Annotated in this window: 23 protein-coding genes and 4 pseudogenes; 10 read left to right on the forward strand and 17 right to left on the reverse strand. The window is 68.8% G+C overall.

Features of this window, described 5'->3' with window-relative positions; all coding sequences use genetic code 11:
* Positions 1-196: 196 nt before the first annotated feature.
* Positions 197-625: an ArsI/CadI family heavy metal resistance metalloenzyme gene (locus AB0O36_RS31875; RefSeq protein ID WP_365116201.1), complete on the forward strand. Its 429-nt coding sequence runs from the start codon at positions 197-199 to the stop codon at positions 623-625.
* 1,078 nt (positions 626-1,703) lie between these two features.
* Here the strand turns inward: AB0O36_RS31875 and AB0O36_RS31880 are convergent.
* From AB0O36_RS31880 to AB0O36_RS31905, 6 genes and pseudogenes are all read right to left on the reverse strand, one after another.
* Positions 1,704-1,886: a hypothetical protein gene (locus tag AB0O36_RS31880; protein ID WP_365116204.1), complete on the reverse strand. Its 183-nt coding sequence runs from the start codon at positions 1,884-1,886 to the stop codon at positions 1,704-1,706.
* Complete coding sequence (locus tag AB0O36_RS31885; RefSeq protein WP_365116206.1) at positions 1,883-3,022, reverse strand: sigma-70 family RNA polymerase sigma factor; 1,140 nt, start codon at positions 3,020-3,022, stop codon at positions 1,883-1,885. Before AB0O36_RS31885 ends, AB0O36_RS31880 begins: the two co-directional genes overlap by 4 nt.
* A 3-nt stretch (positions 3,023-3,025) precedes the next feature.
* Positions 3,026-3,373, reverse strand: coding sequence for a hypothetical protein (locus AB0O36_RS31890; RefSeq protein WP_365116209.1), 348 nt, complete (start codon positions 3,371-3,373; stop codon positions 3,026-3,028).
* A gap of 635 nt (positions 3,374-4,008) precedes the next feature.
* Positions 4,009-4,290, reverse strand: a pseudogene (locus AB0O36_RS31895) (RNA-guided endonuclease TnpB family protein); the annotation flags it as partial.
* 63 nt (positions 4,291-4,353) lie between these two features.
* A complete protein-coding gene (locus tag AB0O36_RS31900; RefSeq protein ID WP_365116367.1) occupies positions 4,354-4,476 on the reverse strand; it encodes a hypothetical protein in 123 nt (40 codons plus the stop codon).
* An 88-nt stretch (positions 4,477-4,564) separates the two neighbouring features.
* Positions 4,565-4,996, reverse strand: a pseudogene (locus AB0O36_RS31905) (transposase); the annotation flags it as partial.
* Between the two features lie 164 nt (positions 4,997-5,160).
* Between AB0O36_RS31905 and AB0O36_RS31910 the strand changes: the two are divergent.
* Together AB0O36_RS31910 and AB0O36_RS31915 are read left to right on the forward strand one after the other, a co-directional pair.
* Entirely contained in the window at positions 5,161-5,343 is a 183-nt protein-coding gene (locus AB0O36_RS31910; RefSeq protein WP_365116212.1) for a type II toxin-antitoxin system Phd/YefM family antitoxin, read from the forward strand.
* The gene (locus AB0O36_RS31915) at positions 5,336-6,424 is read left to right on the forward strand and encodes a hypothetical protein (RefSeq protein WP_365116215.1); all 1,089 of its coding nucleotides are present in this window, start codon (positions 5,336-5,338) and stop codon (positions 6,422-6,424) included. The genes AB0O36_RS31910 and AB0O36_RS31915 overlap by 8 nt, the downstream gene beginning before the upstream one ends.
* A 375-nt stretch (positions 6,425-6,799) precedes the next feature.
* Here AB0O36_RS31915 and AB0O36_RS31920 read toward each other — a convergent pair whose 3' ends face one another.
* On the reverse strand, positions 6,800-7,249 hold the full coding sequence (locus AB0O36_RS31920; RefSeq protein ID WP_365116218.1) for a lamin tail domain-containing protein: 450 nt from the start codon (positions 7,247-7,249) through the stop codon (positions 6,800-6,802).
* A gap of 559 nt (positions 7,250-7,808) precedes the next feature.
* Here AB0O36_RS31920 and AB0O36_RS31925 point away from each other — a divergent pair.
* From AB0O36_RS31925 to AB0O36_RS31940, 4 genes and pseudogenes are all read left to right on the forward strand, one after another.
* The gene (locus AB0O36_RS31925) at positions 7,809-7,997 is read left to right on the forward strand and encodes a hypothetical protein (protein ID WP_365116221.1); all 189 of its coding nucleotides are present in this window, start codon (positions 7,809-7,811) and stop codon (positions 7,995-7,997) included.
* 388 nt (positions 7,998-8,385) lie between these two features.
* Positions 8,386-9,309: a NucA/NucB deoxyribonuclease domain-containing protein gene (locus tag AB0O36_RS31930; RefSeq protein WP_365116224.1), complete on the forward strand. Its 924-nt coding sequence runs from the start codon at positions 8,386-8,388 to the stop codon at positions 9,307-9,309.
* A 163-nt stretch (positions 9,310-9,472) separates the two neighbouring features.
* Entirely contained in the window at positions 9,473-9,991 is a 519-nt protein-coding gene (locus tag AB0O36_RS31935) for a hypothetical protein (protein ID WP_365116227.1), read from the forward strand.
* A gap of 429 nt (positions 9,992-10,420) precedes the next feature.
* Positions 10,421-10,816 (forward strand): annotated as a pseudogene (locus tag AB0O36_RS31940) (transposase); the annotation flags it as partial.
* Positions 10,817-10,834: 18 nt separating this feature from the next.
* On the opposite strand, the gene AB0O36_RS31945 reads toward AB0O36_RS31940, so the two are convergent.
* Both AB0O36_RS31945 and AB0O36_RS31950 read right to left on the reverse strand, forming a co-directional pair.
* On the reverse strand, positions 10,835-11,227 hold the full coding sequence (locus AB0O36_RS31945) for a hypothetical protein (RefSeq protein ID WP_365116370.1): 393 nt from the start codon (positions 11,225-11,227) through the stop codon (positions 10,835-10,837).
* 311 nt (positions 11,228-11,538) lie between these two features.
* The gene (locus tag AB0O36_RS31950) at positions 11,539-12,417 is read right to left on the reverse strand and encodes a GNAT family N-acetyltransferase (RefSeq protein ID WP_365116230.1); all 879 of its coding nucleotides are present in this window, start codon (positions 12,415-12,417) and stop codon (positions 11,539-11,541) included.
* 174 nt (positions 12,418-12,591) lie between these two features.
* On the opposite strand from AB0O36_RS31950, the gene AB0O36_RS31955 reads away from it, so the two are divergent.
* Positions 12,592-12,816 (forward strand): hypothetical protein, encoded by a 225-nt coding sequence (locus AB0O36_RS31955; protein WP_365116233.1) that lies wholly within the window; start codon positions 12,592-12,594, stop codon positions 12,814-12,816.
* Between the two features lie 120 nt (positions 12,817-12,936).
* On the opposite strand, the gene AB0O36_RS31960 is transcribed toward AB0O36_RS31955, so the two are convergent.
* The 6 genes from AB0O36_RS31960 to AB0O36_RS31985 all read right to left on the reverse strand — a co-directional run bounded on the left by AB0O36_RS31960 (position 12,937) and on the right by AB0O36_RS31985 (position 18,740).
* A complete protein-coding gene (locus AB0O36_RS31960; protein WP_365116236.1) occupies positions 12,937-13,701 on the reverse strand; it encodes a competence protein CoiA family protein in 765 nt (254 codons plus the stop codon).
* A gap of 297 nt (positions 13,702-13,998) precedes the next feature.
* On the reverse strand, positions 13,999-15,687 hold the full coding sequence (locus AB0O36_RS31965) for an IclR family transcriptional regulator C-terminal domain-containing protein (RefSeq protein ID WP_365116239.1): 1,689 nt from the start codon (positions 15,685-15,687) through the stop codon (positions 13,999-14,001).
* 5 nt (positions 15,688-15,692) lie between these two features.
* Positions 15,693-16,376 (reverse strand): sigma-70 family RNA polymerase sigma factor, encoded by a 684-nt coding sequence (locus AB0O36_RS31970; protein WP_365116242.1) that lies wholly within the window; start codon positions 16,374-16,376, stop codon positions 15,693-15,695.
* A complete protein-coding gene (locus tag AB0O36_RS31975; RefSeq protein WP_365116245.1) occupies positions 16,370-16,678 on the reverse strand; it encodes a hypothetical protein in 309 nt (102 codons plus the stop codon). The genes AB0O36_RS31970 and AB0O36_RS31975 overlap by 7 nt, the downstream gene beginning before the upstream one ends.
* A gap of 212 nt (positions 16,679-16,890) precedes the next feature.
* Positions 16,891-17,598 (reverse strand): hypothetical protein, encoded by a 708-nt coding sequence (locus AB0O36_RS31980; protein WP_365116248.1) that lies wholly within the window; start codon positions 17,596-17,598, stop codon positions 16,891-16,893.
* A gap of 833 nt (positions 17,599-18,431) precedes the next feature.
* Entirely contained in the window at positions 18,432-18,740 is a 309-nt protein-coding gene (locus AB0O36_RS31985) for a hypothetical protein (protein WP_365116251.1), read from the reverse strand.
* Positions 18,741-18,781: 41 nt separating this feature from the next.
* Here AB0O36_RS31985 and AB0O36_RS31990 point away from each other — a divergent pair.
* A pseudogene (locus AB0O36_RS31990) lies at positions 18,782-19,237 on the forward strand (DUF6000 family protein); the annotation flags it as partial.
* 169 nt (positions 19,238-19,406) lie between these two features.
* Complete coding sequence (locus AB0O36_RS31995) at positions 19,407-19,808, forward strand: DUF5958 family protein (protein ID WP_365116254.1); 402 nt, start codon at positions 19,407-19,409, stop codon at positions 19,806-19,808.
* A 69-nt stretch (positions 19,809-19,877) separates the two neighbouring features.
* Here the strand turns inward: AB0O36_RS31995 and AB0O36_RS32000 are convergent, their stop codons facing one another.
* A complete protein-coding gene (locus tag AB0O36_RS32000) occupies positions 19,878-20,339 on the reverse strand; it encodes a hypothetical protein (RefSeq protein WP_365116257.1) in 462 nt (153 codons plus the stop codon).
* A 12-nt stretch (positions 20,340-20,351) separates the two neighbouring features.
* Positions 20,352-20,561, reverse strand: a complete 210-nt coding sequence (locus AB0O36_RS32005) for a hypothetical protein (protein WP_365116259.1) — start codon at positions 20,559-20,561, stop codon at positions 20,352-20,354.
* Between the last annotated feature and the right edge of the window lie 26 nt (positions 20,562-20,587).

Here is a 20,587-nt window from a genome sequence, read left to right on the forward strand (position 1 = left end):
GAACATCCGCGACAGCTCGGCCGCGGCCTCCTCGCCGAGCGGCTCGCGAACCATCGGCGCGCAGCACGCGACGTCGTCCTGTCCGAGCACCGGCAGACCAGCTTGTTTCGACATTTCTCTATGTTGACAGTCGTCTAAACCGGTGGCAAGGTCGGCTGTATCGACAGACGTCGAAACAAGTCGTTGGGAGACCGCCATGTCCCGCGTTCAGCTCGCCCTGCGCGTCGCCGACCTCGAAGCCTCGATCGCCTTCTACTCCAAGCTCTTCGGCACCGAACCGGCCAAGCGCCGCGACGGCTACGCCAACTTCGCCATCACCGAGCCGCCGCTCAAGCTGGTTCTCATCGAGGGCGAGGCCGGCGAGGAGACCCGCCTGGACCACCTCGGTGTCGAGGTGGCCAGCACCGAGGATGTCACCGCCGCCACGAACCGGCTGAAGGACGCGGGCCTGGCCACGTTCGAGGAGAACGACACCTCCTGCTGCTACGCCCTTCAGGACAAGGTGTGGGTCACCGGGCCCGGCAAGGAGCCGTGGGAGGTGTACGTGGTCAAGGCCGATGCCGACACCCTGGGCAAGAGCGCCGAAGGCGCCCCGAGCGCCTGCTGCGGCAGCGGGTTGTCGTAGACGGTCAGGGTGCGGTTGCCCGGAATGTCGCGGGCTTGGCGGTGGGTCCGGATCGACCCGGTGAACGTCGGTGCCTGGACGGCGGCCTGCGCGCGCCGGGCGGCCGGCCCGGAAATGCCCACCCCGTGGGTGAGGTCGTCGTGGAGGGTGGTGAGGGTGTCGGCGGTGGCCCGGGCCGTCTCGATGTCGAGCAGTTCGTGGATGCCGTCGCGGCCGCGGGCGGCGTACCCGGCGCTCATCGTGGTGCGCAGGTGGCTCCGGCCGGTCGCCGCGCGGGATGGCGTGGGCGGCGGTGTCGAAGAGCAGACCGTCGGGGACAATGCGTTCTAGTACGCGGATCGCGGTGACGACCGGGGTGATGGCGACCCATGGCACTTCGCGTGCCTGGCCGGCGGAGAGGTGGTTGCCGTCCAGGTTGAAGACGCTCTTGAAGACCCGGCCGTAGATCAGGTGCGGCCCGGCTGGGTCGGGTTCGGGGCAGCAGCCGTTCTCCGGGGCCGTCACCTCGCCGGGCCTCATGCCCGTCAGGTAGGCGACGACGATGAGGCAGGCTGTGCTGAGGTGCCGCATGAGCTGCGGGATCTCAGTGAAGTCGAGGGCCGCGGCCCATGGCCGTCCCTCGGTCAGGCGCCGAGCGTCCTGCTGTGCGGTGAGGATGTCGCCGGCGAAGTCGTCGATCATGCGCAGGGCCCAGATCGGCAGCGGGCCCATCGTGGCTTCCGCTATAGCTTCGCGGCTGTTCTCCCCGGGGCCGACGGCCGGCGCGGCCGGCAGGTAGTCGTCGATGCCGTACTGCTGCCAGGGCGGCATCGGCACCCCGGCCGGGGCGGCGCTCGCGGCGTCGAACGCCCACAGCCGGGTCAGCGCCACTGGCTCCCTGGTGGCGTCGTCGCGGACTAGGCCCGCACTCCTCGTTTTCGCGAGGAGGGTGCGGGCCTTGTTGTGTTTCGGGGACTGCAGCGAGTCGATCGATTCCGCTGGCGGCCGACTGTCCGGATGCGGCTCCCTGCCGGGACACCACCGCGCTTGCCATCGTCGACCCCGACGGCTGTCACCAATGCTGTTCAGGCTGCCGTGCTCACCGGAAGAGTCCAGTGATCTCGTCAGCTGCTTCTTCGATGGCCGTCTCGTAGTCGTCATCGTCGAGGATGGGCGTGCGCGAGGTGGCACGGTGCCGGAGCTCGGCCAGGTAGCTGAGTACCTCCTCGTCGGACGAGGTCTGTTCGAACCCGTCGACGTGGAGTTCGGTGTCGTGCTTCATCGAGTGCCTCCCTCGCGGAAGTCGTAGCCGAGTGATTCCTTGAGGTCCTTGCGCGCAGCGCTGAGCCGACTCTTCACCGTCCCTACGGGGATGTCTACCAGCTCGGCGATCTCGTTGATGGGGTACCCGTACACGTAGTGCATCACGAGGCACTCGCGCTTGTCTCGCGGCAGGTTCCCGATGGCGGTGTACAACGTGATCTTGTCCACCGTTGTCGAGGCGAAGTCGCGACCGTCGCACGGCCTGCCCGTGAACGAGTCGTTCAAGGGACGCTCTGGGCGGGACGCCAGCTTCTGATACGCCCGGTTCAGGATGCGGCGGCCTGTGACAGCCACCCAGGCGACGGGATTGGGATGTGCACTGACTTCAGGCCATTTGCGGTAGGCGATTTCGAAGGATCGGCTGGTTGCCTCCTGCACCAGCTCCCAGTCGTTCTGCCGAGCGTTGAGGATGCGGCAGACCTGGAGGAAGTGGGCCTTGAAGAAGTCGTCGAAGCTCTTGGCCGGCAGGAGAGGAGGTGGCACCGCAGCTCGCACACAGGCCAGAAGCTCATTGGCGCGGTCCTCCAGTGGCCAGGCGGTGTGCTCTTTGAGGACCTGGGGGGCGCAGCGATCCCCGAAGAGCATCACCAGCTGGTGTGGGCGGCGGTAGCGCGAGGGCCACAGGATCCCTTGCGCCCACGGGTTGTGCCGGCGTAGCGCTGCGGACCAGGCTCGCGTGCGGACGAAGTTGTCGGAGAAGAGGATCTCGGAGGAAACGCCGGCGACGTGGAGGGACTCCGCCGTAGTCAGGTCGATGAGCAGCAGCGGATGAGCTGTCCGCAGTTGAGTGAGCTGGCGGTCCACAACCGCCGCCAGTGGCACCAGTCGCATCCCGCTATCAGGGTCGAATGGCAGCGCCTTCAGCAACGTGTCTGCCACGGCCGCCTCGGGGGTGCGGGCGGCGTAGAGGTAGGGATACGGATCCTCTGGAGTGCCATCGAAGCGTCCACCGGTGTAAGTGTCCGCAGGTCGGGGGTTGAACGCTGTCGAGGAGAAGCGCTTGCGGTGGACCCTGTACAGCGGGGTGTCTGCTGGAAGCTCAGCACCGAGAGCCTGCAACTGCTGCGTTGATGGGGGTGAAGCGGGCAGGGACATTGATCACTGCTCCTGAGCCGTCGTGAGTGCGTTGTTTCGGGTGGGGAGTAGTTCTGCGGGTGCTGGTACAGCGCGATCGCGTCGAACGGACTCACCGACGATGACGTCCAGCTGCGCGGGCAGGGGAACGGTGATCTCCAGGACGCTTCCGTCAGCCCGCCGGTCGTAGATCCTTCCACCCTCCTGAATTGCGAGCGGCGCCGTGAGCAGAGTCGTACGGCGCTCGCGTTCGAACCTCGTTGCGTTCTTGCCTTCGACCCAGCTCCGGATCGTGTGCCACATACCGCCTTCCCTTCCTGTCCGGTTGCCGCCTGCGAGTGACAGCGCTGCTCGGATCATCTGAACCACCATGCCCGCTCCCTGAGCCGGTTGTGTCTGCCTTCACCCCGGTAAGGCATCCGACGGGCAGGCCGGTTCACTCGAAGTTCGAGAAATCCAACGCCGGGATCGACAACAGCCGAAACCTGCGCCCCGCCATTGCAATGGCGCCTGCTGATCCGCAGTTCTTCGCAGCCGGCTCGACGCCCCGCAACGCCCTCCCCTTGGGGCGGGGCCGTACATCGAACCCGGCTGTGCGCATCGGCAGGTGCGGATCGGGTGCCATCGCTCGTGCTGGCGGCGTCGACAGGCATGCCGGGGCTCCGGCTCTGACTGCGGGGTACTTCCTCACTGCCGGTCTTCGGGGTGGCCTGTTCACTGTCGACGACGGTCACCTCCCGCGTCTGGGCCGGACGATGTTGGGGTCCGGGACTACGGTCCCGGGCCCGGTCACTTCCCGCGCGTCTGGGCCGGACGCCCCACACGCGGTGTGGGGGCCTCTTGCTACGGTCACTTCCCGGGTGTAGGGGCTGTCCCCGCGCAAGCGCGGGCTGCGTCGCTTCGCTCCGGTCGCTTCCCGCGTGTAGGGGCTGTTCTCCAAGGCCGCGTCCGCCTGACACCACACCTGCGGTCGCCTCCCGCGTGTGTTCCCTTGCTGGCCTGCGCTGTTAGGTCCGCTTTGCAGTTTTGTTATGTGGGTGTGTGGGGGTGGGAAGTGCCAGCGGGTTGCCCTGCTGGGGTGGCGCCGGTGGGCCGGTGCCTTCCCGCTTCTTTGTCTCCTGCCTCCCGGCGCGTGGGCTGGGGGGTCTTGTGGAGGCTCGGCGGGCGTTTTGGGTCTCCCCTCTACCAGGGGCGACCGGGGTTGTGAGGGGGACGGTGTGGGCGGCGATGTTGCGTGCGGCGTTGAGGTCCCGGTCGGTTCGGGTGTTGCAGGTGGGGCAGTGGAACGTCCTGTCCGCGAGCGTGAGGTGTGGGTTTTGCCATCCGCACGTGGAGCAGGTCTTGCTGGAGGGTCACCAGCGGTCCAGGACCGCGAGGGTGGAGCCGTACCAGGAAGTCTTGTAGGTGAGCTGTCGGCGCAGTTCGCCGGGGGCGGCGTCGAGGACGGCCCGGTTCAGGCCGGCTTTCTGCTTCACGCGTCGGCCGGGCCGGTCGGGGGGTGCCGCGGGCGCTGCGGGTCATCCCGGCGACGTTGAGGTCTTCGACGGCGACGGTGGCGAATCGCGTGGCGAGCTGTTTGGTCAGGGCATGCAGGACGGTCGCCCGCCGCACTGCCACCTCGTGGTGGAGGCGGGCCACCTTCTGGACGGCCTTGCGGCGGCGCCCGGAGCCCTTTTGCGTGCGGGACAGGGCCCGCTGCGCCTTGGTCATCCGCTGCTCGGCACGCCGGACGTGCCGGGGGTTCTCCACGGACGCGGACGCCGGGTCCCCGCCGGCCAGCGGGCGCGAGAGCACGGCCAGGTGCCTGACGCCGAGGTCGACTCCGACCCTGCCGCGGTCCTGCTGCGCCCGGGTGGGCCGGTCGGGCAGGGCCCGGGTGACCTTGCACAGGACGGAGGCATACCAGCGGTGCCCGGACCGGGACACGGTCACCGACTGCACCACCGCCTGGCCGCGCGCGATCAGCCGGCCCAGGCGCTTGCCGCGTTCGATCACTCAGGCCGGCGGCGGCGGAGGTGGCGGCTGGCGGTGGGCCTGCTCGGCCTCGCTCTGCTGCCGGACCTCCGTGGTGGATTGCCGAGGCAGGCTGAGGCCCACCGATCGGAAGCTGCTACCGGGTTTCGCTTGCTTGCGGACCTTAAGGTCCTTAAGGTTATGGCATGAGTAAGGAAGTGGGAATCGAGGAAGCCCGCAAGATCCTGGGCGACCTCGTCAACGAAGTTCGCTACTCCGGTGCCGACGTGATCCTCACCCGCAACGGAAAGCCCGTCGCGCGACTCGTGCCCCTCGCCCCAGTCGAGATGGAGCCGGACCCCGAGCCCGAAGGAGACACTTATGAGTAGTCACCAGCTTCCGACGGTCTTTGCCCAGATCCTGAACGCCCTGTACACGACCCGCGACCCTCGCCTCCTGGCCACGATCAGGGCGGCGCAGGAATCAGGCTGGAGCAACACGGTGATCGGGCAGGCATGCGGCGTCTCATCGAGCCGCATCTCCCAGCTCCGCGACCTTCCCACCCTCGGATACGGTCCGGTCCCGGACGTCCCTACCGCACCCGGGAAAGAGGCTCCCGAGCTTCCCCAAGCGGACGGCAATGGCCGGCCGCTGTTGATGGACGTGGAGACCGCAGTCGCCGAGCTCGACCTGAGCCCAGTCACGATCAAGAGCTACCTGAGGACCGGGAAGCTCGCGGGTATCAAGGACGGCCGCAGCTGGATCGTCCTGCGTCCAGCCGCGGGCCCGCAGAGCGCACCCGAACCGGAACCGACCGGTCTGACCTACAAGTCGGCCCTGGAGCAGGTACACGCCCGTGCGGGAGAGTTGCTCAAGGCCACCCCCGCTGGCGAGGAGGCGCAGTCCCAGGCAGCGCTGGAGCTCATCCGCTTGGCAACCGAAGTCTGGCACGCCATCGCCGCCCCTGCCCCCGAGCGGAAGGCGGCCGAATTTCCCGGTGACGGCGACTTCCGTGCGGCGATCGAAGCACGCCTGGAGACCTCTCCGGACCCCGCTGAAGCCGCCTCAATCGCTGCTGAGTACGACGACGAGATCTGGGGCGACCGGCCCCCCTACTGGACGCAGGTCGTCGACTGGGTTCGGCTCCGCCGGGCATTCCACGCCCGGTACGGGGTCACGCTCCGCGCGTGGACGACCGGGCACGGTGGGGATGTGCACATCAGGACCGACACTGACTTCACCGCCCAAATCCAGGGCGGTCGAACGCTGACCCGGCACGCGGGCGACATGCTGGACGAGACCAAATCCACCTATCGCAAGACCCGCGACGGCTTCAGGCCCGCAGACGATCGCCTGCCCAACTGCTACCAATGCAACGTCATTGTTCGGAGGGCGCTGCCGGACGTCGACCACACCCCGTTCTCCATGCAGCCCGCCGAAAGCGGCTGGGACTGGGACGCAGAAAGCTAAGCGCCCGGGGCGCTCCCACCCGATGTCAGTGGCGCGGGAGGGAGCGGGTGGGGCCTGGCGGTGGACGAGGCGGATAGGGACCGGCTGCTGGTCATCGCGGCCGGCTGCGGTGACACGGCTGTGGAGTTCACCCCCGCCCCGTAGGCGGCCGCACGCAGGCAGGGGCCGTCACTCCCCCCGGGGGTGGCGGCCTCGTGCCCGTGTACCCGCCCCTGGCCTGCTGCGCGGGACGCGCGGAAGGGCCGTTCGGCTCGCGTGTGCGCTGCCAGAGCGGTGATCGGGCGCTCCACTGCCGCGGATGCGCGGCACTCGCCTGGCCTGCGGGGCTGGGGTGTCGCCTGGTTCTTGCGGGCGGGTGCGGCACGCCCTGTCCGGTCAGCAGGTTTTGTAGTCGTAGCGGGTGGAGTTGTAGGCGCAGGTGTGGTGGATGGTCTTGTTGGCGCGGCGGAGGGTGGCGGTGTCCTTGTCGTTGTTCCAGACGTAGGCGGCGCGCTGCTGGAAGAGCGTCGAGGTGGTGTTGGTGCCGCGCCCGGTCTTGACGGTGACGGTTTTGCCGGGCTTGAGGGTGAAGGCTCCGAAGGTGTAGGTGTGGCGGGAGGCGTCGGTCAGGGTCCAGCCCTTGAGGCTGACCGACGCGGCCGTGCCGTTGGTGATCTGTACCCATTCCCCGTTGAGTGAGGTGTTGGCGCCGGTGTCGCTGCCGGGGGAGTCGTACCAGATCTTTGAGATGCGCAGGGTTCCAGCGGCGTGGGCCTGCCCGGGGACCAGGAGCAGCGCGGCGGCGGTGAGGGCGGTACCGGCGGCGAGGTGGCGGGTTCGGGGCATGGGCAAGAGAGGTCACGTCCTGTCCGTAGGGCCGCCGTCGGATCGGCGGTGTAGCCCTGGACGCTATGTGCCGCTCGAAGCGCGTGGGGCTGCTGTTGCCTGCTCGTGACAGAACGTCACCCGCAGGTGTTCTTCGGCCTCCAGGCCGCCTTGATGGGCCGGGGTCGGCTCGGGGAGTGTCCCGCTTGGTGGGAGCCTGGCCGGGCGCTGCGGGGGTGAGCCAGGGGCACCGCGTGTGGCAGGCGGATGAGGGCCGGCGGGTCCCCGCCCCGGGACGTTCTCCGAAGCTGCCCTGCCGAACCGGGCCACCGCCGCCGGGCTCGGTTCCCACATCGCCGCCCTGGGTTGATGACTCGGTCCGCTGGTGCCCCGGGGCGGCCGTTGGGGTCAGTGGATGGCGCGGCAGCAGACCGGCACCGCGCCGGGCAACGGCGAGTCCAGGCGGCGTCACCAGCCCGACGCCGGCAGGACCCGTCTACTCGCAGCCGCCACGCCAACCTGCATGCCGCGCCCACGGCCGCAAGCGTGACCCGCCGTCCGGGACAGAGGTTGCTCCGGTATGGACACCTACCTGCTCGACGCGCTGCTTGATCCCGACGTGGAGGAGCCCCGCCGTCCCCTGCTGACCGAGGGCGAAGCCCGCGCCCTGATGATTCTTCTGGTCCGGCTCGATGACGACAGTGACGGGGAGATCCGCGACGCGGCCGGTGAGCTGAGGTTCCGGATCGGTTCCAGGCTGCCTGGCTGACACTGCCCGATGCCAGGCGTCGTGGGGCAGAGGACGGGCCGTCACTCGCTGAGGGCAGTGCTCGTGCTCTGATTGGTCTCGGCCGCATCTGCCCGGGTCAGGGTCATATGCCCGGAAGTGCATGTGTGTGTTCCGGACGTTTCGGGTGTTTCTTTCGGTCGGTCGGGGTGTGGGTTGGTCGCGGGAGCGTGGTGGGGGTGCGTAGCGTCGGGGGCCTTGCCGCGGCTCTGAGAGCATTCGGCTCGCAGGGGGGATACGGCAGGAGTTGGGGGACTCCAGCATGAAGTCCGCACATGCAAGGTTCGCGGGAGTGGGCGTGGTGACGCTCGCTTTGACCGGTGCGGTGATCGCGCCGGCTCAGGCTGCTTCCGTTCCGGAGCGTCTGTCGATGTCGGCGAGTTTCACTCCGGCGGCGAGCGCCGCCGTTGCGCCGGATGTCGAGGCGGCCGGGGTGTCGTGCAAGGTCAACCACATCGTCTACAACCGGTACGAGTCCTGTGCGGTGGGCGATGTGACGCTGACGCTGCTGCGCAACGGCCGGCCGGTCGGGAGCGCGAAGTTCAAGATCACCAACCACATGACCCTGCAGAACAAGAAGGTCAAGTGGTCGGAGACCACGTCGGTCAGCAAGGCCACCCTGGTCAATGCTTCAGGGATCAGGGTGAGCCTGGGGGTGAAGTGCGGGGGGAAGTGCACCGCCAAGTCCAAGTTCCCGGGCGGCACGCTGGGGGGCTCGGCGATCAACGGAAAGGTGGACTACTCCAGCAGCGTCGCCAAGCAGAAACAGGACACCACCACCGCCCAGTACACCTTCACGTTCACCAAGGCCGGCTATACCCCGGCAACGGTCAGGTACGGGTCGCTGCGCATGCGCTGCGACGACACGTTCTGGAACCGGGCCAACACCGCCCGCACGCTCTCGCCGGGCTGCGTGCACCCGGCGTTCACGCCGACCATGACCACGATGGCGACCCTGCCGGAGATCGCCAGGAACATCCGTGACGTCCAGTCCCGCGGCAGGCACCTGGGGGTTCCCGGCGGGGCCGTGATCCGGCGTGAGGCCCGCGAAGCCAACATCACCGCCAACCGCAACGCGGTCTGCCCGCGCGGACAGGTCCCGCCGCGGCCGGGCCTGTCCTGCGATGAGTACCCCTTCGCCTCCACCCTCGAAGGCGGTCACCACGTGCCCCCCTCCAGCCGCGGCACCCGCTGGGTCCCCGCCAGCGAGCAGAACAAGCAGGGCGGCCGGATCCAGACCTTCCACAAGAAGGAGCGGGTCGTGCACGGCGACGGCTTCTGGGTCAAGGTCTGACCCGCCCGCACTCCGCTGCCGGCGCTGAAAGGATGATGTGGTCCCCCGCCCAGCAGTGCGGGGGACCACCCGCACGACGACACCTTGCGCCGGGCCGCCACAGCACCGATCACAGCGGCCCGGCACACAGCCTGACGGACCGGATGAGCAATCGGGAGCCTTCATGAGCGACGCCCAGACCTGGCGCGTGCCGGTCACGCACAACATGTACGTGATCACCGACACCGACGCCGACGAACCGGACGACTCCCGGCCCGGCAACGGCCTGGTCCGTGTCAACGACGACCACACTCAGGCCACCATCCTCACCGGCACCACCTGGGGCCACCTCGACGCCACCGTCGACATCCGCACCGGCCCCCCGACAGCCGAGGAAGAGGACTGGGACGACATCGTCGAGGCCAGTCTCCACTTCGAAGGCGACGGCCCCCTCCTGGGAAGCCTCATCACCGAAGACCTCCAGCCCCTCGACCTCACACCCGCAGGCCACCCAGACCAGTGGTGGCGATTCCGCTTCCACGCCCGCGGCCGCGACGAAGCAGCCGCCGCCGGCGACCAGCCCACCCAGGACGACGGCACCCCGATCGAACAGCACCTCATCCAAATTTGGCCCGGACCAAAGACCACCGAAAGACAAATCAAAACGACCGACGCCACCGGCGCCGACTACCGAGCCCCCTGACCACGCCACACCTCAGCTCGACGCAGCCACCCACTCCGCTGCGCACTGGGCGGGCCAGCGACCGGCGCAACCGAGCTCCGCTGGGGCCTGACGGTGGTTGAGCCGGAGCCGGACCGGCGGCTGGACGTCGCGGCCGGCCGCGGTCGACTTGCCGCGGCATGACGCAACTGTGTCCTCCGACGCTGGTCGCCCTCGCACTGGATGCTCTGCCCGTCACCGTCTGTACCGGCCGGGGTACCCGGTTCAGCCGGGGGGAGCGGCTCGACAGAGGCTCGGGTGAGCCGGGCTGACGCGGTGGTCGCGCTGGTCTTCACCGGTGCCCTGCGGGTCGGTACGGCTGTCGCGGTGACGCCGAGCGCGCCGAGCCGGGCCTGCTGCTCCTCGTTCAGTCGCGCCCAGTCGCGGCGTTGGGCGGTGAGCCAGCGTCCGATCAACGACGCCACCGCCTTCGGCCAAGTTCTCGACAGCATCCGCATCCCGCGCGCCGTTACGGGCCGACCTCGCACGACACCGACGCGGGTGCTGGGCGACAAGGCATATTCCAGCCGGGCGATACGCCACCTGCTGCGACGCCGGGGCATCGCTGCCACGATCCCCGAACGCCGCGACCAAGTGGCCAACCGGCGGCGACGCGGCAACCTCGGCGGCCGCCCACCCGCCTTCGACAAGGAGATCTATCGCGACCGCAACGTGGTCGAACGATGCTTCGCCCGCCTCAAGCAGTTCCGTGCGATCGCGACCAGGTTCGACAAACTCGTCACCCGTTACCGGGCCGGAGTCATTATGGCCTCGCTGATCCTCTGGCTTCGCGAAGTAACCAGGTGATCATTTGTCAGACACACCCTAGTGAAGGACGGGGTCCTTGATGCGCCCAGAATCCGGCTCCGACAAGTCTGTCCGTCCTGTCGGCATCATCGAGATGAATGCATCCGAGGTCTGTTCCTGGAGCGGCTCTGTCTGCCAGGAATCGGTGATGTCGGCCCAATGCCGCAGGACGGCTCGCCGAGCACCTCCGGAACGGTCGCGGTCGTAGACAAGATCGAAGCGATAGACCCGACCCTCCCCACAGATGACCTGGCCGAACTCGTGGTCTCCGCCGTCGGGGAAGAGATCCACGAGCACGGCGCTTGCTGGATCGACCATCTGATGCCTCAAGAGGCTCCGCAGCCTCACCCAGAGATCGAGCGGGCTCTTCCGCAACAGAAGTGTGTAGTGAGCGTGCACGACGTGAGGCATGCCCCAATCATCCGACGTCCAGGCCCGGAAGCACCACATGAATACCTGAGAGGCGGCTCACGAAATGTGTGCCTGATCCCGCTTGAAACCTACGCAGCCAAGCGCCTGCAGGGCGGCGTCGATCCGGCGCGGGGCCCGGCGGGCGACGGTGTTGGGCAGGCCCATCGAGTGCAACCAGTCACCCGAGACTGAGACTGCAAAGGAGCATGGACCTGGTGTTCCGCCCCCGTCGACGGCTCACATCGCGGGGCGATTGAGTGGCTCAGGTCAGGACCGTCACATCTGCTGGACGCCCCGGATATCCGAGGCGTCTACGGGCGGCGGGTGAAAGAGTGCAAGCGGTCGACCTCGGTGAAGCCGGCCCGGTCGTACATGCCGTTGGCAGCGGTGCGGTCGTGCTCGGGGTCGCCGACCGGGCCGTCGTCGACGTAGAGGATCGCCTCACGGGCGCCGAGCCCGGTGAGTAGGTCCAGAGCGGAGCCCAGCAGTGCTAGACCCAGGTCCCGCCCGCGCGCGGCAGGGACCACGCTGATCCACCACAGCACGCCGGTCCCCGTGACGGGGCGGCCGATGGTGGCCTCAGCGGCCAGTTGCCCGTCTTCGCGTACTTCCAGGCGCTTGCCCGGCGGGTCCTCGCACTCGTCGACGGTGACGTGGGCGGCGTTCGACAGCCCAGAGACAGGAAGGGGGACACGCATATAGCGCCACAGGTCCCGGCTGGTGAACCCGGCCCCTTCGAGTGCCCGGCGGGTCACCGGGCGGTGGCGGGCTGGCAGGCCCTCCAGGCCGTGAGTGAGGGCAGAGGCGAACTCGAAGGCGTGTACGGTGCGCCGGCCGAGCCGGTCCAGCGTGTGGGCGATCAGCGTGTTGGCAACAGCGGTGTCCTCGCGGCAGTGGAGCCACAGGAGGAATCCGGCCCCGTCGCCGGGGCGGGTGGCGTAGGAAACGACCCCCAGTACCTGGCCTCTGCTGTCATGCACCACATCCGTGACGGGCGGGTCGAGTTCGGCCCACCAGCCGCCGTCCACCGGCGAGCGGCCGGCCAGTGCTTCGGCGAGCATCGCTGGAGTGGTCGGCGGCTGGCCGGGCAGCGGGTCGGCGGCCACCAGGTCGAGAACCGCGACCTCGTCGCCAGCCTGGTAGGGCCGTACCGAAAGTGGTGTCGCCTGACCGAAGGTTGGGATTGCCAAGGACCTCCTCCGCTTCCTTGCAGGGTGTCTCCTCCCAAGCCTGCCCCCGCTGGCGCCCATGCGCCATCACCTTCGTCAGTGTCGGCAAGCGGGACGGGCTCCTGGCGGAACCCGTCCCGCCACGCAACAGACGTGCCTTGAGATCGACGCCGCGGCGGTGATGGGGAACTCCGCATGATCGAGGACCACTTCCGGGAGATGTGCGGTGACCGGCTGGCTGACCCCTGGACCTACGAGGCCCTGGCCACCGATCCGGCCTGGGCGGCGGTACGGGACCTCGCGCGTGAGATCCTCTTCGTCCTTACCGGCGACCGCACCCTCCCCATGCCCGGCATCAGCGTCATCCCCGGAGCCGCCGACACGGAGGCCCCGGTGTCGGTCAACCGCTCTGAGCCGTAGCACGGTCGGGCCATTGTGAGGAGCGTCCGAGCCAATCACCCACTGCCCAGCCACCGGGGAACCCGCAGAGACCGCTTGCCAGACGTCTCGCCCCTTGCGATGCCCCTGGGGCGCAGCGGGTCAGGCCGGGGTGAAGGTAGCGATCCAACGGGGGCGCTGCTTGGTAGGGGTGACCCATTTCGGCTGGAGTGCAAAGGTAGCGCGGGTGCGTTCGACGCTGCGGAGCGTGCGGGGTGAGTAGCCGCGGCTGGATTGTTCGTTGCCTGCAGTGTCGAACCAGGAGTCGCCGCTGCGTCGGTGCCGGGCGAGGTCGGTTAACCACATGGTGCGGCTGCTGACGTCGAGGATTGCCACCTGTGTGCTGAGTGTGCGGTGGAGGAAGCGGATCTCTTCGGGGACGCGGAACTCGACGTCGGGTTCCATGACGAGTAGTTCTGGGCAGCTGGACCGGGTGAAGCACCACAGGGTGGACAGGTATCCGCCGGCGTGATCGGCGCGTTCGCGGCGGATGACTTCTTCGGTGCTGATGGCAGACGCCTGGACTTCGACGGCGACGAAGACGGGACCGCTGCGACCGGGTACGCGGACGGCGACGTCGACCCGGCGGCGGTATTTGGGGTGGGGGCGTTCGAGGATGACGTCGTACCCGAGCCGGCGGAACTCGTCGGCGAGCAGGGCCTTGGCGGCCAGGTGCTCGGGGGATTCCGGCTCGGAGGCAGCGGGGCAGTCGGCGCCGGGGGCATGTGCGAAGTGGGAGACCTTGACCCGGCTGCGCTTGAGGTGGACGGGGTGGTGGCAGTAGGGGCAGGTGTAGCCGCCGGGGTCGAGGTGCAGTTCGCGGTGGGCCTCGGTGCGACTGCCGTCAGGGGCCATGGCTACGAGCACGCGCTATGCCCTTCAGAGGTCGGGTTCGGCTCACTCAGACCGTGAGCCTGGTCCTGGTTGCTACTCATCTGCAAGGGGGCGACTCAGCCTCGCCTGAGGCGGGCACGGATTGAGATGCCGCTCTCATCTGGGGTGGGCGTGCCGAAGGTACACCTGCGGCGCCGTCCAGGGACTCCCGGGCATGGTTCGTGGTCGGTTCACGGACGGGCGTGTTCTGGTCGGGAACGCGGGCAGGGCCGCCCTGGCGGGAGCGGCCCTGCGTGTGGTGCTGGCGGGGCGAAGCGGTTCTGGGCGAGGTCACGGGAGTGCTCGTCGTGGCTGTTCTTCAGTCGTGGCGGTGGGGTGGGCGGGTTGGTGGTCGTCGGTGAGGAGGTGAGCGAGGAGGAGGCCTGTGGCGCGTTGGCTGAGGGCTTGGGCGGCGGTGATCAGACGTGGGTGTTCGCGGGCGGGCAAGGACAGGGCGATGCTGGAGGCCCGGCCGGGCAGGCCGAGGGAGTAGGCGACGCAGACCTCGTGGTCGGAGTATTCGAGGAGGTCGAACTGGGCGGCATGGGGTCCTGGCTGGTCGAGGGATTCGATGAGGTCGCGTTCGCTGGTGATGGTGCGGTGGGTGAGCGGGATGGACGGGTATCGGCTGAGGTGGTCCATGCGTGAGTCGAAGTCGAGTTGAGCGAGGAGGCTCTTGCCGACGGCGCTGGCGTGTGCGGTGTCGGTGAAGGGGGCCCATTCGTCGACAGGCGGGGCGGTGGGGCTGTGGGCGGAGGCTTTGACCTCGATCTCTCCGTGGGTGTAGGTGCTGATGTAGACGGCTGCGCCGAGGTCGTCGCGCAGCTGCTCCAGGGCGCGGCTGAGCATGCCGCGGCCAGGGCCGGGGCCGGTGACCAGGTCCATGACCGGGCCGGTGAAGTAGGCGCCGGCGACGGTCTCGACGAGCCTCTGGCCCAAGAGCCAGTCCAGCATGCGCACGGTGGTGTTCAGGGACATCCCTGCCTTGTGGGCGAGGGTGCGGCTGTCGATCCCACCGCCTGCAGCGATCAGGTGGAGGAGGTCGCGGGCCCGCTGGGTGGCCTGCCACTTCTCCGGCACTCGGGCCGGGCTGCTGCGGTGTCGGCCCATGTCGTTCAGGACAGCTGGCCGTAGCGCGTTTGCAGACCACCACGGTTCCTGTGGCTCGCTGCCCCCTACCTCCGCTGTGGTGGCCTGTAGCAGGGGGAGCACGGTGGCTGAGCGGCTCGGTTGCAGCTCGGGGATCGGTAGCTGCAGGCCGTCCTTGGAGAGCGCAGCCAGCTGCGGGCGTTTGGTGTCTGCCACAGGCATATTCGGGTCATGCGGAGGCGGGCCGTACTGGGGAACCTGAGGGGCGGGGACGAGGAACAGCCGCGGCTGTCCTCCGCCGGGCTCTTCACGCACCGCCGGGGGCCGGCCTGGCAGTGCCTGGACACGCTTCCCGGTGTCGCCGTCGGTGTCCTGTCTGGCGGGGGAGGACGTTGTGTCAGGGTGCAGGATGTGCGCGGGCACGCCGAGTCCCTCCCGGATTTCTTCGAAGTATTCGGGGTCCTCCAGCGTGTCCGCTTCGAGGGGAGGGCGGCGGCGTGCCAGCCCGGCCAGCAGCTGCGCAGCGTCACCGTGGCCGTGGCGGGTGGCTTCGGCCAGCAGGAAGCGTGCCTCGTCGGCCCAGTCCGCCCCGGCCCGGAGCGTGAGGGCAGCCATCCGGAACATTGCTCCTGGGTGCCCGGCCGCTGCCGCCTGGCCGAGCCAGTCCGCGGCAGCGGCGAGCTCTCCGCGTGCCAGGGCCTTGGACCCGAGCAGGTACTGCGAGTTCGCGCGTTCCCACCCGTCCCGGTCCAGCCCGTACAAGCTGGCCAGCGGACCGAAGTCACCGCCCGGCCTGTCCCAGGTGTCCTCTGGCCGTCCCAGCTGTGCCATCAGCTCCACCAGCCCAGCCGACGCCGGACGGTCGCGGCTGTCGTCGTTCAAACGGCTCACCACCGTCACCTGTCCTTCTTCCAGCGTCCCGTTGCTTTCCGGTGCCCGTCACGAATGAACGCCCGCAGGGCACCCCGCAGCTCCACCACGGCGTTGTGCCGCTCCCGGTGGAGCCGGTCGGCGCGTATGCCGAGCGCGGCCGCGATCTCGATGTCGTTCAGACCCTGACTCTGCAGCCGCACTACCTGTCGGCGTTGCGACGGCGGGAGCGCGTCGATCGCCGGCAGAACCAGGTCCTGCAGTGGATCCACATCCCCGACTGCCACCTGCTCCGGGGGCGGGGCCAGGGTCGCGGCGGACTCCACTTCGTCCCCGGCCAGTTCCACCCGTGCATCCGCGGTCAGCTGGTCCACGGCCAGGTTCCACGCCGTCTTCCGCAGGTAAGCGGGCAGGTTGACGCTCTCGTCGAGCAGGCCGTCCCGCAGCCGCGCCGTCACATTGCACACGGCCTGTGCAACGGCGTCCTGGCAGGCAGGCAACGACAGTTTCCCGCCCGTCTTGGCGCGCAGCACCAACGGCTCCCGCTCCATGAACGACCGGGCCTCCACATCCAGCCGCTCCGCCAGCGGGGAGCGGGCCCACTCGTTGTCATCTTCTCCTTCCCCCGGCCCTGCGGCCTCGACTGCGGCCAGCGGTTTGTCCGCGCGGGGGCGCGGTGCCTGCTTCCTCGGTGCCTTGCCTGCTACCACGGCGCCCGCTCCTTCGCCGAAGGCCCCGACGGGCCGGAGGACGGAGCCACCAGCACCTCGACCAGGACCGGACCGGTCCGGCCGGCGACCGCCACCCGCACCCCGGACGTCCCGGACACCTCGATGCGCACCGCAACCGGCCCCTCCCCGGCCACAGGCGGGAGCACGGCGACCGGGTCGCCATCGGGCGCAGGCAGCGCCGCTGTCCGGGACCGCCGGTCCCGGTACAGGTTCACCAGGGCGGCCACCACAGCAGCCGCCGCGCCCACAGCCGGGGTGACCCCGGTCCAGTCGAAGGGCATCTGAAGTCTTTCTCCATCTGGGGATTGGAACGGGCACAGGTTCGCGCCCACCTCCCTGACGGCCGGCCCACCTCACTTCTCCCTCCACCACCCTGCGAATCACCCATTCGAGTGGCGTGAGCCGGTGTACAGGACAAGACGGCTCCATTGATGCTCGGCGCCTGGGGCCTGAATGTTGCAGCAGCTGTCCCGGGATGCGGAGCCCTGATGCTTCAGCGACTGGCGCCGATGCCCGTCCAGCCGTGCCCGAGCCCGTGGCGCCGGGGCCGCGATGCCGGGACGGCCGGCGCCGGGCGGGTGTTCAGCGCGTCGGTCACCTGCCGGCCCGCCGTCGGGGTGAGGCCAGCGGTCACTTGTCCGGAGGCGAGGACCCGGGCGTACGTCCCGGGCCCGTACGCGGCCAGAGCCACCGCGAGGGAGGCCGCCGCCGTCTTGGCCGGCCCGGCGCCCCACCGGGGTTCGTCTTCGGCCGCGGGTGCCTGGCGGGGGAGTTCGCGGCGGGTGGCGAGGAGCACGGCGAGGGCCTGGGCGTGGGCCGCGTCCAGCGTGACGGTCAGCAGGGCGGGGCCGAGCTGGTGGACCCGGTGCCTGGTCAGACCGTGCGCGGTGAGCACCCGCCGCAGGCCGGTGTTCAGCACCGCCGGGTCCTCCGCGCGGTCCGTCCGGACGGACGGCGGGACTGCGGCCGGGGCGTGCTCGACGCTTTCGCGGAGCGCGGCTACGGCGGCCGGGGCGACCTCCAGGAGCTCGGCGGCCTCCGGGCTGATCTCGGCCAGCGCTCCGGCGAGCACCTCCAGCGCAGTGGCCGCGTCCTCGACGGCGCCGGCGCTCCACCGCTCGGGACCGGCGGCGTCGGCGAGCGCACACACCGCGATCACCGCGCGTTCGGCCAGTGGGTCCAGGGAGGTGGAGTGCTGCATGTGCCGTCCAACGAGTCCGGCCAGTCGGTGATGCTGGCACCCCCTAATCGCTGCTCCGGTCCGGCCCGACGGCCCTGCCCGGAAGGTCAGGGCCCGGTGAGGATCGAGTGAGTGCCGATGCGGCGCCAGATCACGTGCGGCGTGCCTTCTCTGAACTACGCGTACAACGGCCGGTGTGAAGGGAGGGCGAGGGCTTCCTTCAACGCCGCTGTACCGTCGTTGGGTAGAAGATCACTGGCAGGGGGCGGGATGAGTCAGCTTGAGTTCAGCTGGGAACTCAGTGGTAGTGGTTGGGCGACCTGCCGCATCGCGGACGGTGTGTCGGAGCGGAAGGACGTCGTGAGCTACTGCACGGACGCCCTTGCGGACGTGCTCCACGGTGTCGTAGGGCTCTACGGTCGCACCTCGTCCAGCGTTTCTCCTTCGATCTTGAGCCAGCTGAGGTGAGGTGGGTTCTCCGCCGCGAAGGCTCAGAAGTTCACGTCGCGATCTACCGGTTTCCCGACATGTCCACGAGCTTCGACGCGCCGGACCAGGCAGGCGCACTCTCGTGGTCCTCCACTCGGCCCCTTAGTCTCCTTGGGCACGTCGTCTTGGAAGCTGCTCAATCGGTGGTCCGGCTTCACGGGGAGGACGGCTACAGGGCGAAGTGGGTTCGGCACCCATTCCCCGTTGCTGCGCTGCAAGACCTCCGTCGGCTGCACTTGCAGCACGACAGATGTGAGCGCCAGCACGGCGGGCTGTCCGCCTAGATCACGGTCAGACGCAAGCTTTTCTGAACTGAGGGTTGGTCGAGAGCGGCTGTGGAAGCCGGGGCCCGGTGCCCTCGGCCGTTACCTGGTGGCTTCGCTGGTGCACGCGGTGAGCTTGGCGAGGCTGGGTAGGCCCAGGAAGACGGGGGATTGCTTCCTCTTTTGCTGGGCTTCGATCTGGGCGATCTTGTCCTCGGCGGCGGCGAGGCTGGTGGACAGGCCTTCGACTTCGCCGAGCCATCCTTCGCGTTCGGCTTCGGCGATCCTGTCTTTGAGGTTGTCGCGGATCTCTTCCAGGTGGGGCTTCTCGTCCAGGGCGGCGATCAGGACCGGGCAGCGGACGCAGGCTTCTCTGAACCAGTAACTACGGTCCGTTGAGGCAGACGGCAAACCTGTGGCACATGAGTACCGTCCCGGGCCAGGATGCGGCTATGCGTGATGTCCAGAGCGATCCCGAGTTGCAGGATCTGGTTCGGCGGTTCGTCACGCCTGATCGGCGATACCTTCGGTTGGGCGGGAGCGTTTTCCGGTTGAGCCCGGTCGAGCGCTCCGCGTTTGTGCGGGATCTGGCTCAGGCTACGTACGAAATCACTCCGGCGGAGCTCGGCGTCCTCCTCGAGGGTGGATGGCGCGAGCCCCAGACTGCCGCCTGGCTGGTTGCTGTGGCCCACAGGTCCGAGTTCCGCGAGCTCATAGGCCGGCTCCTGCTGGCCAGCGAGGGGCCGTATGCGGGCGCGGCATACTGCGTCGCCCTTGCGAAGTTCGGTACTGCAGCAGATGCCGAACTGCTCAGCGCATACCTTGATCACTACTTGTCGCGTCCCGACCTCGACTACGACCAGGCAATCGTCCTTGGGACGCTTCTGTACCTCGATGAGATTCTCGGCTCTGAGTACACGACACGGTTCCTTGCCCCGGCCGGTCCCTGGGACCGATGGCTCGAAGTCCGGGCCGTGGCGGCTCTCGACCCGCCTGTCGGCAGGCCGGGCAGCAACTGTGCGCTTTCGTCGACGAGACCGCTGAGGTCTTCGCCTCGCTGGCCTGCGGGAGCTGATCATGACCGAGCGGGACAACATCCTCAACGAACTCGCCCAAGGACTGCGCCCGATGTCACAGGGCATCGAGTGGTTCGACACCCACAGCCCGGCGGAGCAGGCCGAGATACTCCTGTTCCTGCGCCACCACTGCGTGCAGGCGCGCGCCGTCACCGAAGACGGACCGGAGAGCATCCGACGTGCCGGGCTGCGCCCGACGCACACCCCGGCGGTCTTGATCACCTGCGGCCCGATCGACCAGCAACTGGGGAAGATCGCCGGCCTCGCCCCTGTCGACGAACGACGCAAGGCGTTCCGGCTACTGGTCGAGGTCCTCGCGGTCGCAGACGAACGGCGCCGCGAACGCTTCTGCTCCGGCGGATGCGGCCACTGGTGGCACAACCTGCCCGTCGCCGACGGGTGAGGACGAGTCCCCCGCCGCTGGCCTCCGCCCCTGGACTCCATGTGCGGCAAGACGGACTGACGGCAGTGTTCATGCGCTCGTGTCGTCGGCGGCGGAGCCGATCACCGCGCTCAGGGCCTGCAAGGCGTCATCGTATTGGTGGCGGTCGAACTGGAACGGACCGAATGCCACGTAGTCGCGGGTCTTGCGGTGGGGTTGCTCGAAGGCTTCCCAGGTTACGAGATCCGCTGTCGCGGTGATGCGGGCCATGAGCGGCCAGCACCCCCACTCACCGCATTCACAACCGAGGACGGGGGTCTTCGGCCCCATCGCGCTATTGGACAGTCCGAGGAAGTGGTCCTGCATCGGGCCGAACCGGAAGAACTCCGGAATCAGACCACCGTAGGCATCACCTGCAGGCTGCATCCCGGCCGCGATCTCGTACTCATCGATCAGCTCGGTGAGTGGTGCTCCGTCGATGTGAGGGACGACCACGAGCGGACCCCTGTCGCCACGGTGCTGGCAATCGAACCGGATCTCATTGCTGATCATCCCGCGATTGTCTCAGCGACCCTGCTCCCTCCTTCTGGGCGGGTTGGCCGGGGCCTTGCGCGACATGCCGAGGTTGATCGCCACGCTGCCGGGCGCGGAGTCGATCTGGTCGATTCTGGATTCGGCGCCGGCGAGGCTGACGCGCAGGCCCTCGATTTCGCCGAGCCAACCCTCTTTCTCGGCTTCGGCGATCCGGTCGAGGAGGTTGTCGCGGATCTCCACCAGGCGTCCGCGCTGGGCGGGGTTGG

The sequence above is a fragment of the Streptomyces sp. NPDC089799 genome (assembly GCF_040684755.1).
Taxonomy (GTDB): domain Bacteria; phylum Actinomycetota; class Actinomycetes; order Streptomycetales; family Streptomycetaceae; genus Streptomyces.